Below are 16,733 nucleotides of genomic sequence, written 5' to 3'. Positions count from 1 at the left end.
ACCGCCACACAAAGCCCGGAGTACACACATGCCCCCCACCACCACTGACCACACCGCGACGAGCGCGACCTTCGAGGTTCCGGCCGTCGACATCACCGCCTATGTCGCTGGCGGCACAACCGAAGCACGCGCCGAGACCGCCCGCCAACTCGACGACGCGTGCAAGAAGGTCGGGTTCATCCAGATCCTCGGCCATGGCATTCCCCAGGAAATCCTCGACGGACTTCAGGACGCACACGACGCATTTTTCGGCCTCCCGCTGGCCGAGAAGAAGCAGTCTCTCGCGGACGGCAACCGTGGATACACCGCTCCGAAGTCGGAATCGCTGAGTTTGAGCCTCGGCATCGAGAACGCGAACCGCATGAACGACTTCTTCGAAGCCTTCAACATCGGCAGCGAATCCTCGTGGTACCCGGCACTGAATCTGTCCGCGCAGGACTACACCGCCAACACCTGGCCGGACGTCGACGGATTCGAACCCCAGGTGATGGCCTACTACCACGAGGCCGCCCGGGTGGCCCGCACGCTCACCACCATCTTCGCAGACGCACTCGACCTTCCCAGCGACTACTTCGAATACCTCTGCGACCACTCGATCGACGTGCTCAGGATGGTCAACTATGCCCTGCCCGAAGGCACCGTCCGACTCGACGGCGACCTCAAGGGCATGGGTGAGCACACCGATTTCGGGATCGTCACCGTGCTGTGGGCTGACCAGGTCGAAGGATTGCAGGTCCTGGGCACCGACGGTGTCTGGCACGACGTCCAGCCCAGCGACGGTGCCCTCCTGGTCAATCTCGGTGACCTCACTGCGCGCCTGACCAACGACCGCTGGATGTCGACCCTCCACCGAGTGGCCCCACCCGTCGTCGATGGCGTCATCAAACGACGCCGCTCGGTCGCCTTCTTCCATGACGGCAATGCCGACGCTGTCATCGCCACCCTGCCCAGCCACCTCGACGCCGACAACGGCCTCGCCTACGAACCCATCACCGTTCGCGAGCATGTCAAAGCCAAGCTCGAAGGATCCCAGAAGGGCAAGGCCAATTCGGCCGCAGTCCGCGAAGCCGCCCGAGTACTGGCTGCGCAAGGCCAGCAACGATGACCACTCGTCTGGTGTTGATCCACGGCGCCTGGGCCGGGCCGTGGGTATGGAACGCCGTCATCGAGCCCTTGGAGAACGCCGGCATCGAGCCGCACGCGGTGACGCTTCCGGGTGTCGGACACTGGGCGCCGGAAGAAGAAGTCGAGCTCGGCGATCTGGTCTCGAGCGTCCTCGACCAGATCGCCGATCTCGACGGGACACTGGTACTCGCAGGGCATTCCGGTGGTGGCATCGTCGCCACCCAGGTCGCCGAACTGATACCCGACCGGATCGCGGGAGTCGCCTACGTCGCAGGCATGATGCTCCCACCCGGGATGAGTTACCGTGACCTGTGCGCCGGCCTGGGCTTCCATCAGCCTGTCGGGGTCGGGCCCTACCTCGAGCTCACCGCGGACGGTCGGGGCTCGGTAGTCCCTCCCGAGGTAGCGGCGTCGATCTTCTTTCACCTCGCAGAACCGGAGTCGGCGATCACCGCCGCCCGCCGGCTGGTACCCCAGATGGACACTGCCCGTTCGATCGCTCCCACCTGGACTGCAGAGCGATTCGGAAGAATACCTCGCCTGTACATCGAGGCTTTGCACGATCGATCCCTTCCGCTGGACGTGCAACGCCGAATGCAGCAACTCAGTCCGGGCGCCGAGGTCCTCGCCCTCGATTCCGACCATGCCCCTCAACTGTCCCGAACCGCGGAGCTGGCAGAAATGCTGGCGTCGTTCGCAGCCTCTGTCGGCTCTCACTCTCACCGAACAGGACCCCGATCATGATCATCTACACGCCGCCGAAGGCCGCCACGTCGATCCCGGTGATCGACCTGGCCGACAGCTTCTCCCCCGACCCCGCCGCCCGCAAGGCTGTTGCCTGGGAAATCCACAAGGCTGCCCGGGACATCGGCTTCTTCTACATCGAGAACCACGGCATCCCGACCGAAACCCTCGACTCGTTGCTGCGCACTGCCGCGTCGTTCTTCGCGCTGCCCCTCGAGGACAAACTCGAAGCCGACATCAAGAACTCGACCTGCTACCGCGGCTACGAACCCCTTGCCGTGCAGACCCTGGACGAAGGCTCGAAGCCAGACAACAAGGAAGGGTTCCAGATCGGCCGCGACCTGGCCCCCGATCATCCGAAGGTCGTGCGTGGCGTCGCGAACCACGGACCCAACGTGTGGCCGTCGGTGATGCCGGAGCTTCGCACCGACCTCGAGGCCTACCGAGACAGCATTGCTGAGCTCGGCCAGCACTTGGCACGGCTGCTCGCGCTCTCACTCGACCAGCCCGAGAACTACTTCGACGCCGGCTTCCCGGACCACGTCGTCACCACTCGGCTCCTGCACTACCCCCCTCAGCCGCACGTCCGCGAGGGTAACGAACTCGGAGCCGGCGCCCACACCGACTGGGGACTGATCACAATTCTGCTTCAGGACGAGGTCGGCGGCCTGGAAGTCCTCAATGCCGACGGCGACTGGATCCGCGCCCCCCACATCCCGGGTACCTTCGTCGTCAACCTCGGCGACCTGGTTCCTGTCCTGACCAACGGCCTTTACCGGTCGAACGCGCACCGCGTCCTCAACACTGCCGGTGTTGACCGGTACTCGGTGCCGACCTTTTTCGATCTCGACTACGACTACGTCGTCAAGCCCATCGCGAGCACCCTCGCCGAGGGCGCACCCGCCCGCCCGGAGATCACGGTCGGTGACCACCTCGACGAGATGCTTCGTCGCACCTACAACATGGAGACCCCCGCATGAGCACTCCCAAAGTCCGTCTTTCGTTCGTCACCCAGGTGTGCAAGGACATGGAGCGACTTTCCACGTTCTACGCCAACCTTTTCGGGCTCGAGCACATCACCGAACTCGAAGGCGAATACTTCCGTGCGCTTCGCCTCGGCGACACCATCCTCGGATTCAACACCACCGTTGCCTACGACCTGCTCAACCTTCCCAGCAGCGACCTCGACGCATCCCCGGCCACGTTCTGGACGTTCGAGACCGAAACCGAGGAGGAAGTCGACCAGCTCGCCGCGGAAGCGGTCGACGCAGGCGCAACGTATCTGAAGGAGCCGTTCCGGACCTATTACGGCGCCTGGCAAGCGGTCCTGCTCGACCCGGAGGCCAACGTCTTCCGCATCAACAAGTCTGCGAGTGCATAGCTCGGCCATGGACCCTGACCGAACATGGCTGCGAGCATCTAGTGTCCTGAGTCGTAAATTATCCACCAGTTGATACTGTTGGGTATGGCGACTCGGGGTCCGCGTGCTGCGGTGATTGTTCTCAGTGACGCGGAGCGGGCCGAGTTGGAGGGCTGGGTTCGCCGTCGTACGAGTGCGGCGGGGTTGTCGGCGCGGTCGAGGATCGTGCTGGCCTGCGCGGACGGTGGATCCAATTCTGAAGTGGCGCAACGACTCGGTGTGGACCGTTCGACGGTGCGGCGATGGAGGGATCGGTTCGTCGAGGCTCGCTGCGATGGGCTCCTCGACGAACCGCGCCCGGGCCGGCCGAGGACGGTGAGCGACGCAAAGATCAAGGACCTGATCACCGCGACGCTCGAATCGACACCGAAGGATGCGACGCATTGGTCGACACGGTCGATGGCGGATCATCTCGGCATGTCGCAGTCCACTGTCTCGAGGGTGTGGCGAGCGTTCGGCCTGGCTCCGCACAAACAGGACTCCTGGAAGCTGTCGAAGGATCCGCTGTTCACCGAGAAGGTTCGTGACGTCGTCGGCCTGTACCTGAACCCGCCGGAGCGGGCTTTGGTGCTGTGCGTGGACGAGAAGACCCAGATCCAGGCGTTGGACCGGACGCAACCGATCTTCCCGATGCTGCCAGGCACGCCGCAACGCGCCAGCCACGACTATGTCAGGAACGGAACGTCGAGCCTGTACGCGGCGCTCGACATCGCCAGTGGGAAGGTGATCGGCTCCCTGCACGCCCGGCACCGTGCCACCGAGTTCTTGGCGTTTCTTCGCAAGATCGATGCCGAGGTGCCCGCAGATCTCGACGTGTGCCTTGTGATGGACAACGCCTCGACCCACAAGACCCCGGCCGTCAAGCGCTGGCTCACAGCGCATCCCAGATTCGTTATCCACTTCACGCCTACGAGTTCATCGTGGATGAACTTGGTGGAGCGGTGGTTTGCGGAGCTGACGAACAAGAAGCTTCGCCGCTCCGCCCACCGATCCGTGCGACACCTCAACGCCGACATTCGCGCCTGGATCGATACCTGGAATGAGAATCCGCGACCCTATGTGTGGGTGAAGACCGCGGATCAGATCCTCGAATCCATCGCGAACTACTGCGACCGAATTAACGACTCAGGACACTAGAGATCCTGACTCGCAGCCTGTTCGGCGGCACTTCACACTCCACTTGGATGGTTAAGTCCTGCCGCCCAGGTTCTCCACAGATCATGGGAACGAATTCGACTGTGTCGATTCATATTTCATATTCCGTGAATGCGATACCGCACCCACACCACCTGGAGGGGAATCTACCCGACACTCCGGGGCGGGCAACCTTATCCGGATCCTGCCACCCTCACCCACCCGACCTACCGCAGGAGCTGACATGACCGTCACCACCAGCACCGAACTGACCGGCAACATCGTGCTGAGCGACCACCAGTACGGCAAAGCCGAGAACCGGGTCGTGCGAATCACCCGCGACACCCCTCGTCACGAGATTCGAGACATGAATGTGACGACGTGCCTTCGAGGAGATTTCGACGACGCGTACCTCACCGGGGACCAGGCGGCGGTGCTGCCGACCGACACCCAGAAGAACACCGCCTACTCCTACGCGAAGGAGAAGGGGGTCGCGTCGATCGAGGAATACGCGCGTGCCCTGGCGCAGCACTTCGTCGACGACATCGATCCGGTCCGAAGCGCACGTGTCGAGGTCGAGGAGTACGCATGGGATCGACTCCTCGTGCACGGGGCCGAGCACAACCACACCTGGACCCGGCGCGGATCCGAAACCCGCACCACCGCAGTCACAGTCGACACCGATGGCACCTGGGTGGTCAGCGGCTTCAAGGACCTGGTGATCCTCAAGTCCACCGGAAGCGAGTTCACGGGGTTCCTCGAGGACGAGTACACGACGCTACAGCCGACCGATGATCGGATCATGGCCACCTCACTGGTGATGCAGTGGCGGTACGCATCGACAGATGTGGACTGGAACACCGTGTACGAAGCGGTCAAGGAGACCGCCACCGGAGTCTTCGCCGAACTGCACTCCCGCGCGCTGCAGCAGACCCTTTTCCATATGGGGCAGGCCGTGCTCGAGCGTTTTCCCTTCATCGCCGAGGTTCGGCTCTCGGCCCCGAACAAGCACCACTTCGACTACGACCTGGACCGTTTCGGCATCGCCAGTCGCGGCGAGGTCTTCCACGCCGACGACCGTCCCTATGGACTGATCCAGGCGGCGGTCGAACGAACCGACGCGCCGGCGGCCGGTCCGGCCTGGCAGCAGTACTCGACCTGGCTGTCGTGACGACCTCAGTACGCGCAACGAACGACGGGAACAACCGTGAATCAGTCACTCCATGATCGACGACAGACGCAGCCACCGTTGCAGACCGGCGAGGGCCCGATCCGGTCAGCGGCCTATCTTCCCAGCACCCCTGACAACGTCCTGTGGGGACGCCTGCCGTGCGCCGTCGACGAACCGGTCCTGACGATCGATTCGGGCACCGAGGTCACCATCGACACGATCAGTCACGAAGGGATCCTCGAAGACCAGGGCCGCGACCCCCGGAGGTTCTTCGGACAGTTCGGCGTCGACGAAGTCCTCGAGGACGCGATCGCCCTGGCAGCCAGCGACGTCGACCACACCCCCGGACCGGACGGACCACATGTGGTGACCCGACCGATCGCTGTGCGTGACGCCAAAGCCGGTGACCTCCTTGCCATCACCGTTGTGGAGACGCTGCGCCGGGTGCCCTACGGCGTGGTCTCCAACCGGCATGGCAAAGGCGCCCTGCCCGGTACCTATCCACTGGACGGCGAACCACTCCACAGCGTGTTCACCCCTGTCGTCGAAGGTCCCGACGGCACGGCCCACGGCCGTATCGGACCCGCACGGTTCCCGCTCGCACCGTTTCTCGGAATCATGGGGGTCGCCCCCGACACGGACCAGCGTCCGCACAGCGTCCCTCCGGGCCCTCATGGCGGCAACATCGACATCAAGCTGCTGACGGCCGGCGCCACACTGTACCTGCCGATCCAGGTCGATGGAGCCCTCGCCTACGTCGGTGACCCGCACTTCGCACAAGGCGATGGCGAAGTGAGCCTCACCGCGTTGGAGGCGAGCCTCCGTGCAACCCTGCGCTTCGACGTCATCGCCCGCGAAGACGCCACGGCGATGTTCGGCACGCTGGCAGGCCCGCTCGCCGAGACCGGCGACCATCTCGTTCCGACGGGCCTCGACGAGGATCTCGACGTCGCCGTCCAGAACTGCGTTCGCGCCGCGATCGCCCTGCTCGAGAGCCGCTACGGAATGACGGCACCAGAGGCGTACGCCTACCTCTCCGCAGCCACCGACTTCGACATCTCCCAGGTCGTCGACGTGGTCAAGGGCGTGCACGCACGAATCCGCAAGGCCGACTTCGCATGAACACCGACCAGGCGGCACCCCGAGGTCTGCTGGAGGCGTTCCACGCCTACGAGACCGCGTTGATGTCGAACGACCTCGAGGCGCTGGACAAGCTTTTCGCCCCAGGCGCCGACACCCTGCGCGGCGACGCCGCCGGCCTGCTGGTCGGGCACGAACAGATCAGCACGTTCCGTTCCGGGCGCGGTGGCGCGCCCCAGCGCACACTCGTCGATGTTCACGTCCGGACCATCGACACCGACCATGCTCTCGTCGTCGCGGTCACCGAACTCGTGCGAGGCGGCCGCGGCCAGCAGACTCAGCTGTGGGTGAGGAACCGCCGAGAGGCATACATGGACGGATGGCAGGTGACCGCGGCCCATGTCAGTGTTCCGGATGCGGGTATGGACCGCCGTATCTGGCGCATCCTCGGTGATCCGCTCGTCCCCGCGCCTCGGGCTCAGGGCCCGCTGGCGGGCGAGAGCATCGCGGTCAAGGACCTGTACGCGGTGGCCGGGCAGCGAATCGGAGCGGGGAATCCTGCCTGGCTGGCCGAGGCCGACCCGGAGGCGGAGCATGCGGCCGCGGTGGCGCGCCTGTTGGCAGCCGGCGCCGACATCCGTGGAATCGCCCGTACCGATGAGTTCGCCTACAGTCTCGCCGGCGCGAACGCGCACTACGGCACACCACCGAACCCGAAGGCCCCGCATCGTGGTTCCGGAGGATCGTCCAGCGGAAGCGCCAGCGCGGTCGGTCTCGGACACGCAACGATCGGTCTCGGCACCGATACCGGTGGTTCCATCCGCGTGCCGGCGGCCTATCAAGGGCTCTTCGGCATTCGCACCACCCACGGTGCCGTCGACCGAGCGGGCCTACTGCCGCTGGCCCCCAGCTTCGACACGGTCGGCTGGATGACACGCACGGCGTCCCTGCTCCGTTCCGTCGGCGATGTCCTTCTGCCACCTGCGAGCACTGCAGCCCGCACCCTGGTCGCGGTGCCTGCTCTTCTCGACCTCGCAGAACCCGATGTGGCGCGGGCGGTCCACGACTGGCTCCCCCGCAACACACTCCTGGAGGACTGGCCGCTCGAGCAGCTCGATGGCTGGCTCGCAGCGTTCCAGACCGTCCAGGCGTGGGAGGCCTGGCAGGTTCACGGTTCCTGGGTGAGGTCCCACCGAGAGACTCTGGGGCCCGATGTCGGGGCGCGCTTCGACCACGCGGCCACCATCGCGGCGGACGACGTGATGCGCGCTCGCGAGACCGTTGCCGCAGCCCGGAGCGAGATCCGAGAGCTGGTGGGCGATCGCGTCCTGATCCTGCCCAGCACTGCGAGCGTCGCGTCGCACCTGACCGCATCCGCCTCGGACCTTCAGGCGACGCGGCAGGCCACGATGCGTCTGACCTGCCTTGCCGGAATCGGCGGACTTCCTGCGGTCACCGTTCCGCACCCGACCACCCCGCTACCGACCGGCGTGTGTCTCGTGGCTGCCGCCGGCCGAGACCGGGATCTGCTCGACCTCGCGGTCGACCTGACCGAACGGGGTGAGGGCCGATGAGCGCACACGAACTCCCGATCGACCGGTACGACGCGATGGCCGAACCGGAGGCCATCGCAGCCGTTCGATCCTGCGTCGACATCCCCTCGTTCGGCACTCTCCTCGCTCAGGGGCGGCCGTATCGGACCACGGAAGCACTTCTGATGCAGGCGGAGTCGCTGACCCGGGGGTGGACCGATCACGAGGTGGAACGTGCTCTGGCGGGACATCCTCGCATCGGCGAGCGCACCGACAACGCCCGGAGCCGCGCCGAGCAGGCGGGCGTCGCCTCCGACGACGAGACCTCACGCCGCCTGCACAGCGGCAATGTTCGGTACGAAGCACGATTCGGCCGCATCTACCTGGTTCGTGCGAAGGGCCGCAGCGCCGAAGAACTGCTCGCGATCCTCGAACAGCGGCTACAGAACGACGACTCGACCGAATGGCAGGTCACCAGAGAACAACTCGCCGAGATCACCCTGCTGCGCCTGAAGGAGCTGATGAGCGCATGACCGATCGCACCGACACCGAGGGCGGAACCCTGAGTACGCACGTTCTCGACGCCGCTCTCGGGCAGCCCGCCGCTGACCTGCGTTTCACCGTGCGGACCGCCGACGGAACAGCACTCGACGGGATCACCGACACCGACGGGCGGGCCCGGGTGCCGGCGCACCTGCCGCCGGGGCCGAGCAGCATCACCTTCGACACCGGGGCATGGTTCGCCGCGCAGCAGCGCACGACTTTCCATCCAGAAGTGCAGGTGCAGTTCCTCCTCGACGCCGGCGAACACCACCACGTGGCACTGCTGCTCAGCCCCTTCGCCTACACCACCTACAGGGGATCGTGATGAAACTCGATGCCGTCCGCGGCCGACACATCCTCCTCGGCGAGGAGTTCACGCCGGCCACCGTGACTATGCACGACGGCCGGATCCAGCAGTTCCTGCCCTTCGAGGAACGCGTCGACGGACTCTGTCTCGACGTCGCGGACACCGCGTACGTCGTACCCGGCGTCGTCGACACCCACGTGCACATCAACGAGCCCGGGCGCACCGAATGGGAAGGTTTCGCCACCGCCACCGCGGCCGCGGGGTTCGGCGGCGTCACCACGCTCATCGACATGCCACTCAACGCCATCCCTCCGACCACAACGGTGGCCCACCTGAGGATGAAGCAGAGAGCCGCTGCCGAACAGTTGATGGTCGATGTCGGATTCTGGGGTGGTGCCGTCCCGGACAACCTGGCGGACCTCGAATCCCTCTGGGAACAGGGAGTGTTCGGGTTCAAGTGCTTCCTCGCCGACTCCGGAGTACCGGAGTTCCCGCCCCTCGAGCCGACACGGTTCCTCGCAGCGCTGCGCGAGATCGCGCGCTTCGACGGACTGATGATCGTGCATGCCGAGGACGCCGGCGTTCTCGCCGCCCATGCCCCGGCCGGCGGCTCCCGAGCGTATTCCGACTTCGTCGCCAGCCGCCCCGAACAGGCCGAACTGTCCGCGATCCGGCAGGTCCTCGACGGGGCTCGGGAAACCGGTGCGCGGGTGCACATCCTGCATCTGTCCTCCGCGAGGGCACTCGAGCTCATCGAGGAGGCGAAATCCGAAGGCCTGCGGGTGACCGTCGAGACCTGCCCGCACTACCTGGTGTTCGACGCCGAGACGATCCCGGACGCCGCGCCCCAGTTCAAGTGCTGCCCACCGATCCGCGATCGCGGCAATCGCGAGGAGCTCTGGGCAGGGCTGCGCAGCGGCATCATCGACCATGTCGTCTCGGACCACTCCCCCACCACGCCGCAGATGAAGCTCCGCGGCGACGGTGACTACCAGCAAGCGTGGGGAGGCGTCTCCGGCCTGCAGGTCGGCTTCGCCGCGATCGCGCACGAGGCCCGTCGACGCGACATCCCGCTCTCGCATGTCAGCACGTGGATGAGCCGCAACACCGCCGACCTCGTCGGCCTCGGGCAGAAGGGCCGCATCGCGATCGGCGCCGATGCGGACCTGGCCGTCTACGACACCGCCATCCCGTTCGACATTCGCGCAGATCAACTCGCTCACCGCAATGCGATCAGCGCCTTCGACGGCCTGAGCCTGGGCGGGCGGGTGACCCACACCGTCGTCCGCGGCGAGGTCGTCGACACCGAACGCCCCAACCATCGGTGGGGTAACCAGCTGAGGAGAAACACGTGAACCCGTTGTCCATGCCGCCGCGGCTGCTGATGGGGCCGGGCCCCATCACCGTCGACCCGCGGGTGCTGCAGGCGATGTCGACCCAACTGGTCGGCCAGTACGACCCCACCATGACGGCCGCGATGAACGAGGTGATGGAGCTCTACCGCGGCGTCTTCCGCACCGCCAACGAGCAGACCTTCCTCGTCGACGGCACCTCCCGCGCCGGCATCGAGGCCGCCCTGGTGTCCCTGCTCGAACCGGGCGATCGAGTGCTCGTACCCGTCTTCGGTCGCTTCGGGCACCTGCTCGTCGAGATCGCACAGCGCTGCGGCGCCGAGGTACACACTCTGCACCGGTCCTGGGGCGAGGTGTTCGATCCCGCGGAGATCGAAACCGCGTTGCAGCAGGTGCAGCCGAAGGTGCTCGCCATCGTGCAGGGCGACACGTCCACCACCATGTGCCAGCCGCTCGCCGAGATCGGTGCCCTCTGCCGCGCCCACGGCGTGATCTCCTACGTCGACGCGACGGCATCCCTCGGCGGCAACCACTTCGTCACCGACGACTGGGGCATCGACGTCGTCACCGCCGGACTGCAGAAGTGCCTCGGCGGGCCCTCCGGGTCCGCACCGATCACCCTGTCCCCCGTCGCGGTCGCGATGATCAACGCCCGCAAGCACATCGAGGCCGGCATCGCCACCGATAGCGACACCCCGAGCGGCTCCCGGATCGCGTCCAACTACTTCGACCTCGCCCAGATCATGGACTACTGGGGGCCCCGGCGGCTCAACCACCACACCGAGGCCACCTCCATGCTCTACGCCGCCCGTGAATGCGCACGCCTTCTCCTCGACGAGGGCCTCGACGCCGCCGTCGCTCGACACGGACTGCACGGCACAGCCATGCTCGAAGGCCTCCGTGGCCTCGGCCTGACACCCTTCGGCGATCCCACCCACAAGATGACCAACGTTGCGGCCGTGCACATCCCCGACGGTGTCGACGGCGAGAAGGTCCGCACGGCACTGCTCGACGACTTCGGCATCGAGATCGGCATGTCCTTCGGCCCCCTGGCCGGAAAGGTGTGGCGCGTGGGCACCATGGCGTACAACGCGCGCAAGGACGCTGTCCTCACCACCCTGGCCGCGCTCGAGCAGGTCCTGCGCAGCGAAGGTGCCACCGTCACCGCCGGTGGCGGCGTCGGCGCCGCCCGGGAGGTGTACGCATGACCACCGCAGCCGTCGCACTCACCCGTTGTGCCGAGCTCAATCGCTACTCCTCATCGCCCGACCACCTGACCCGCGTCTACCTCTCGCCCGAACACCGCGGCGCCAACACCGCCGTCGACGCGTGGATGCGAGCCGCTGGCCTCGAACCACGCATCGACGCGGCAGGCAACATCTGGGGCCGCCGCGGCGAGCCCGGCCAGAAGGCGCTGGTGCTCGGCAGCCACCTCGACACCGTCCCCGACGCGGGCTCCTACGACGGCATGCTCGGCGTCGTCATGGCAATCGCCGTCGCCGAACGCCTGCGCGACCACGACCTTCCGTTCGCACTCGAAGTCGTCGGGTTCTCCGACGAAGAAGGCACCCGCTTCGGCAAGCCCTGCTCGGGTCACAGGCCGCCAGTGGCCAGTGGGACCCGCAGTGGTGGGATCTGCGTGACGAACAGGGAATCTCGTTGCGGGAAGCCTTCATCGAGTTCGGACTCGACCCCGACCGCGTCGGCGAAGCGGCCCGCCGCCCCGACGAGTTGATCGGCTACCTCGAGGCGCACATCGAACAGGGCCCCGAACTCGAGGCGGCCGGACGATCCCTCGGCTACGTCAGCACGATCGCCGGCGCCCGCCGGTTCACCCTGACCGTCACCGGCGAAACCCGGCACGCCGGAGGGACGCCCTACCCGCGCCGACGTGATGCACTCGTCGGCGCTGGCGAATGCATCACGGCCATCGAACGAATGGCCAAGGAGACCGGGCCGCAAGGCTGCATCGCCACCGTCGGCAAGATCGAGGTCACCCCAGGCGCCGTCAACGTCATCCCTGGGCGCGCCGAGTTCAGCCTCGACCTGCGCGCCGCCACCGACGTACAGCGCGACGCACTGTGGCAGGACCTGCACGCCGAGATGTCGCGACTGTGCAACCAGCGCGGGCTCACCTTCGACTACACCGAAACCCACAATGCGCCCGCCGCGCCGTGCGCCCCCTGGCTGACCGCGGCAGTCCAGGATGGAATCCGCGCAACCGACGACGCCGGCGCAGCCGAGCCGATGCGTCTGTGGAGCCGCGCGGGCCACGACGCAATGGCGATGGCGGCGGTCACCGACATCGGCATGCTCTTCCTTCGCTGCTACGACGGCATCAGCCACCATCCAGGCGAGGATGTGCTCGAGATCGACGTCGCCCGCGGACTTGATGCCCTGGAAGCTGCCGTCCTCACGGTTGCTGCAACAGCTGACGCGAGAGTCCAGCCATGGGCTTCTACCCCTGAGAGCAGATTCAGACCCGAATACCACGAGCGCACGCCCCGCCAGCCGCAGGAACTCAAGGCGGCCGACACGCCCCTCGAACACCCTCTGCGACATGCGGTGCCGCCGAGATGCCTCCGATGACCGTCCAGGGACGCCCCTCGCTGCACTAGTACTGGGGCAGATCACCTGGCGAGGACAATGCTGGCCTCGGTCCTTGAGAGACGCAATAGTTGCGGCAGCGCCCACATGGCGGCGCCTGTCTCGGCTGCCGCCGCGACAGGCGCGAAAGTCGTCGTGATCGCCGATCCCCCGCCCAAGCTGCCCACTTGGGCGGGGCCGACGTCGCGCTGGATGCCCCGTTCAGCGAGAACGGAAATCGGTGACATTGCCCTGCGGGGCCGAGACCACGACTTGGAGGGGCGGGGGACCGGTCAGAAACTCGGCGGGGTTCCGACGAAGAGGAAGCGCGCCCGCTGGTCGGTGTCGTTAGACCACTGGTGGGGGGTCGTGGCGGCATAGTAGGCAGTGTCGCCCGGGCCGAGGGTGTAGTCGCTGCCGTCGATGGTCAGTCGGACCTCGCCCTCGACGACGTAGACGAATTCTTCGCCCTCATGAGTGGTGGCCGCGTCGGCTCGACTGTTCGGCTCCGCCGTGACCTCGTTGCAATCCATCAGCCGGGTGCCGGCAACACAGAATCGCATCACCGAAGACGGACTGAGGTTGTAGGAGCGACTCTCGGTTGCACGCACCACTCTGGTCGGGAGCCGGGATCCCCGCTCGAGAAGATCGTGTGCCGTCGTACCGAGCGCCTTGGCGATGCGGTGCAGGTTCAACACGCTGGGCGTCGTGTGACCGTTCTCGATCTGGCTGAGAAACGGCTGCGACAGTTCCGTCTTCTCGGCCAGTCCGGTCAGAGTGATATCCGCCGCGTTGCGCGCCGATCGAATGGAGGCGCCCAGTGAACGGGCAAGTAGGAGCTGGTCATCGTCCACAGCGAAAAACTACCAGGCAGTCTCCAGGAGCTGGCCTGCGCGACTCAGCGCACAGTGCCACTGCGCGAGCGTGTTAACGAGATGTCACACGAGGAAACCTAAGCGTGACGCTATCGACCTCGTCAAATAACTATTACTCAGGACAATATTGGTATTCCATCCTGCGTCCTTTGGAGGGTAGTTCATGCCCGTACATCCTGTGGATACTCGTCCGCCCATCGCACGTTTGTTCGCCTTCGGCCTGCAGCACGTGCTGATCATGTACACCGGCTGCGTCAGCGTCCCGCTGATCTTCGGTGCCGCCGTCGGCCTCGACGCCCCAACAATCGCCATGCTGATCTGCGCAGACCTGCTGATCTCGGGTGTCATCACCGTCGTCCAGAGCCTTGGCGTTGGCCGGGTGATCGGGATCAGGCTGCCGATCATCTGCGGCGGCTCGTTCTCTGCGCTCGCCCCGATGATCCTTATCGCTCATCAGTACGGCATGCCCGCGGTGTACGGGTCCATGCTCGTCGGTGGCCTGATCGGCATCCCCCTCGCCTGGCTGTTCTCCGGATTTCTTCGGTACTTTCCGCCACTTGTCACCGGATCCGTCCTCACCGTGGTCGGGATGTCGCTGATCGGCGTGGCCGGCGGATTGATCGTCGGGCAGGACGCCACCGCATCGAGTTTCGCCTCTCCCACCAACATCGGCCTCGCCGCCCTGGTCATCCTGGTCGCTGTTGCAGTGCTATGCCTCGGCCGGGGACTGTGGCGGCAACTCGGCGTGCTAATCGCCCTCGTAATCGGAGTTGCCCTCTCAATCCCGATGGGGCTCTACGACCTCAGCGCCGTCGGAACCGCCGCCTGGTTCGGTATTCCCACCCCGTTCCACTTCGGTGCACCCGAATTCCCGGTGACAGCGGTCGCGGCGATGAGCATCGTGATGGTCGTGATCTTCGCCGAGTCCACGGCCAGCATCCTCGCACTCGGTGAGATCACCGGAAAACCAGTCAGCCGAAGCGATCTCGCACGAGGCCTGACGGCTGATGGCGTCTCGGGTGTGGTGGGCGCCGTGTTCAACGCCTTCATCGACACTGTCTACGCCAACAACGTCGGCGCGGTCGCGACCACACGTATCTACAGCCGCTACATCACTGCGGTCAGCGGCATCATCCTGATCTCGCTTGGCTTGGTCCCGAAGCTGGGCGCCTTCGTCGCCGGCCTTCCCGCACCCGTTGTGGGCGGGGTCGGATTGATCCTATTCGCCGTCGTCGCGATCGTTGGAGTCAACACCCTGCGCACGGTCGACCTCGGCGACCCAATCAACATGACCATCGCTGCGACAACCGTCGGCGTCGGATTGTTGCCGACCTTCATGCCGGGAATGTTCACCAAGTTCCCGGATTCGGCGCAAATCGTACTCGGCAGCGGAATCACCCTGGCCGCGCTCACCGCTTTCGTTCTCAACCTCGTTCTCAATCACACCCGTCTCGGCGCGTCGGCGCGCAGTGCTCTCACTACGCCACCGAATATCACCGCACACCCCACCGGACCAATCGTGGAGCCGCATGTCGCGTCCTGAATCCACCCTCCGGTTGCGGGGTGCCGGTGGTCGACTCCAGCCCCTACACCGGTGCCGACAGCAAGAGGAGCGCAGAGGTCTCGCTCGCTGCACCCGCCACGCGAACTCGCTGCCTCTGGCCGACAAGACAGCCCGCGCGACCGCCGACCTCGTCGACTCCTCAAGACTGACTGCACGTCCCGCGTTGCCGCGGTAGTGCGCCACGACCACGGCCTCGACAGCGTCGTCGACGCCGACCCACACCACCACACGAGCGGAGTAACTATGAGCACACCACACATCCCCATCATCGATCTCGATACCTGGCGCTCCGGCGACCCCACCACCCAGAAGGCCGTCGCACGCGAACTCGACTACGCCATGCAGGAATCCGGGTTCCTGATGCTCGCCAACCACGGCGTGCCCCCCGAGCTGGGCGCGGACCTGCGGACGGCGGCGAAGGAGTTCTTCTCCCTTCCATTCGAGGTCAAGGCGAAGTACGAGACCACCGTCGGTGGCCGCGGCTGGCTGCCAAGCGGCAAGGAAGCCAACTCTTTCGACGGTGAGGATCCCGATGCGTCGCGACCGGATATGAAGGAGAGCTACACAATCGGCCGAAACCACCTGAGCGGTAACGCAGACATCGACGACTACTGGTTCCAACCGAACGTCTGGCCCACCGAAGTACCCGAGCTCGAACTGCACGCCGTGCGCTACATGGACGTGATGTATGGCCTCTATGACGAGCTCCTGCGGATCTGCGGCGAAGCCCTCGATCTCGGTCGGGAGTGGTTCATCGACCGCACTTCCAACGGAAGCCGCACCCTCAACATCAACCGCTACCCGGCGCTCGAGGAAACCGGTGATCCGCAGGACGGACAGTTCCGCGTCGGACCACACACCGACTGGAGCATCTTCACCCTCCTCGACCGGCAGGTGGGCTACGGCGGATTCCAGGTCGAATCAGATGGCGAATGGTTCGATGCCCCGTTCGTGGAGGGCACCCTCGTCGTCAACATCGGGGACCTCATGGCTCGCTGGACCGGAGACCGTTGGTGCTCGACCCGCCATCGCGTCCTCCCGCCGCAGAAGGAGGCGCCGAAGGAAGAGTTGATCTCGCTGATCCAGTTCTGTGACGCCAACGTCGATGCCGTCATCGAGCCAATGCCCGCACCCATCGGCAAGAACACCGGCCTGCCGAGCATTCAGGCCGGCGAGTATCTGCGCCGCCGGGCCATGGCCGCTTCAGTCAACTAACCGCCCAAGACCGCCACCCACTCGGGTGGGTAGCCACCACCCTGCATGATCGGAGCATCACATGATGCCTGGAGCCGTCACCGTC

At 65.8% G+C, this 16,733-nt stretch carries 17 protein-coding genes; 16 read left to right on the top strand and 1 reads right to left on the bottom strand.

What is annotated here, in order from left to right:
- Positions 1-28: 28 nt before the first annotated feature.
- The 14 genes from M3330_RS14105 to M3330_RS14040 all read left to right on the top strand — a co-directional run bounded on the left by M3330_RS14105 (position 29) and on the right by M3330_RS14040 (position 12,997).
- Positions 29-1,105 (top strand): isopenicillin N synthase family oxygenase, encoded by a 1,077-nt coding sequence (locus tag M3330_RS14105; RefSeq protein ID WP_255025056.1) that lies wholly within the window; start codon positions 29-31, stop codon positions 1,103-1,105.
- Positions 1,102-1,869, top strand: a complete 768-nt coding sequence (locus M3330_RS14100; RefSeq protein ID WP_255025054.1) for an alpha/beta fold hydrolase — start codon at positions 1,102-1,104, stop codon at positions 1,867-1,869. The genes M3330_RS14105 and M3330_RS14100 overlap by 4 nt, the downstream gene beginning before the upstream one ends.
- Entirely contained in the window at positions 1,866-2,849 is a 984-nt protein-coding gene (locus tag M3330_RS14095; RefSeq protein ID WP_255025044.1) for an isopenicillin N synthase family oxygenase, read from the top strand. The genes M3330_RS14100 and M3330_RS14095 overlap by 4 nt, the downstream gene beginning before the upstream one ends.
- The gene (locus tag M3330_RS14090) at positions 2,846-3,250 is read left to right on the top strand and encodes a VOC family protein (protein ID WP_255025042.1); all 405 of its coding nucleotides are present in this window, start codon (positions 2,846-2,848) and stop codon (positions 3,248-3,250) included. The genes M3330_RS14095 and M3330_RS14090 overlap by 4 nt, the downstream gene beginning before the upstream one ends.
- An 84-nt stretch (positions 3,251-3,334) precedes the next feature.
- Positions 3,335-4,426, top strand: coding sequence for an IS630 family transposase (locus tag M3330_RS14085; RefSeq protein WP_255025005.1), 1,092 nt, complete (start codon positions 3,335-3,337; stop codon positions 4,424-4,426).
- 241 nt (positions 4,427-4,667) lie between these two features.
- Positions 4,668-5,594 (top strand): factor-independent urate hydroxylase, encoded by a 927-nt coding sequence (pucL, locus tag M3330_RS14080; protein ID WP_255025040.1) that lies wholly within the window; start codon positions 4,668-4,670, stop codon positions 5,592-5,594.
- Between the two features lie 78 nt (positions 5,595-5,672).
- Positions 5,673-6,716: an acetamidase/formamidase family protein gene (locus tag M3330_RS14075; RefSeq protein WP_255025038.1), complete on the top strand. Its 1,044-nt coding sequence runs from the start codon at positions 5,673-5,675 to the stop codon at positions 6,714-6,716.
- Positions 6,713-8,248, top strand: a complete 1,536-nt coding sequence (locus M3330_RS14070) for an AtzH-like domain-containing protein (protein ID WP_255025036.1) — start codon at positions 6,713-6,715, stop codon at positions 8,246-8,248. Before M3330_RS14075 ends, M3330_RS14070 begins: the two co-directional genes overlap by 4 nt.
- Positions 8,245-8,739 carry a 2-oxo-4-hydroxy-4-carboxy-5-ureidoimidazoline decarboxylase gene (gene uraD, locus M3330_RS14065; protein ID WP_255025035.1) on the top strand — a complete coding sequence of 165 codons (495 nt, stop codon included), beginning with the start codon at positions 8,245-8,247 and terminating at the stop codon, positions 8,737-8,739. Before M3330_RS14070 ends, uraD begins: the two co-directional genes overlap by 4 nt.
- Positions 8,736-9,074 (top strand): hydroxyisourate hydrolase, encoded by a 339-nt coding sequence (uraH, locus tag M3330_RS14060; RefSeq protein ID WP_255025025.1) that lies wholly within the window; start codon positions 8,736-8,738, stop codon positions 9,072-9,074. Before uraD ends, uraH begins: the two co-directional genes overlap by 4 nt.
- Positions 9,074-10,411 carry an allantoinase AllB gene (gene allB, locus M3330_RS14055; RefSeq protein WP_255025023.1) on the top strand — a complete coding sequence of 446 codons (1,338 nt, stop codon included), beginning with the start codon at positions 9,074-9,076 and terminating at the stop codon, positions 10,409-10,411. Before uraH ends, allB begins: the two co-directional genes overlap by 1 nt.
- Positions 10,408-11,616: an alanine--glyoxylate aminotransferase family protein gene (locus M3330_RS14050; RefSeq protein ID WP_255025021.1), complete on the top strand. Its 1,209-nt coding sequence runs from the start codon at positions 10,408-10,410 to the stop codon at positions 11,614-11,616. Before allB ends, M3330_RS14050 begins: the two co-directional genes overlap by 4 nt.
- Positions 11,613-12,143: a M28 family peptidase gene (locus M3330_RS14045; protein WP_255025019.1), complete on the top strand. Its 531-nt coding sequence runs from the start codon at positions 11,613-11,615 to the stop codon at positions 12,141-12,143. Before M3330_RS14050 ends, M3330_RS14045 begins: the two co-directional genes overlap by 4 nt.
- Positions 12,044-12,997 (top strand): hydantoinase/carbamoylase family amidase, encoded by a 954-nt coding sequence (locus M3330_RS14040; RefSeq protein ID WP_255028909.1) that lies wholly within the window; start codon positions 12,044-12,046, stop codon positions 12,995-12,997. Before M3330_RS14045 ends, M3330_RS14040 begins: the two co-directional genes overlap by 100 nt.
- A gap of 290 nt (positions 12,998-13,287) precedes the next feature.
- Here M3330_RS14040 and M3330_RS14035 read toward each other — a convergent pair whose 3' ends face one another.
- The gene (locus M3330_RS14035) at positions 13,288-13,848 is read right to left on the bottom strand and encodes a helix-turn-helix domain-containing protein (protein ID WP_255025016.1); all 561 of its coding nucleotides are present in this window, start codon (positions 13,846-13,848) and stop codon (positions 13,288-13,290) included.
- 184 nt (positions 13,849-14,032) lie between these two features.
- Here M3330_RS14035 and M3330_RS14030 point away from each other — a divergent pair, with 184 nt between their 5' ends.
- Together M3330_RS14030 and M3330_RS14025 are read left to right on the top strand one after the other, a co-directional pair.
- Positions 14,033-15,412, top strand: a complete 1,380-nt coding sequence (locus tag M3330_RS14030) for a uracil-xanthine permease family protein (protein ID WP_255025014.1) — start codon at positions 14,033-14,035, stop codon at positions 15,410-15,412.
- Positions 15,413-15,607: 195 nt separating this feature from the next.
- Entirely contained in the window at positions 15,608-16,648 is a 1,041-nt protein-coding gene (locus M3330_RS14025; protein ID WP_255025011.1) for an isopenicillin N synthase family oxygenase, read from the top strand.
- The last annotated feature ends 85 nt before the right edge of the window (positions 16,649-16,733 follow it).

Origin of the sequence: Rhodococcus sp. GA1, assembly GCF_024321955.1 — a bacterium.
GTDB lineage: Bacteria > Actinomycetota > Actinomycetes > Mycobacteriales > Mycobacteriaceae > Rhodococcus > Rhodococcus pyridinivorans.
This window is presented reverse-complemented; position numbering and strand designations above follow the sequence as displayed.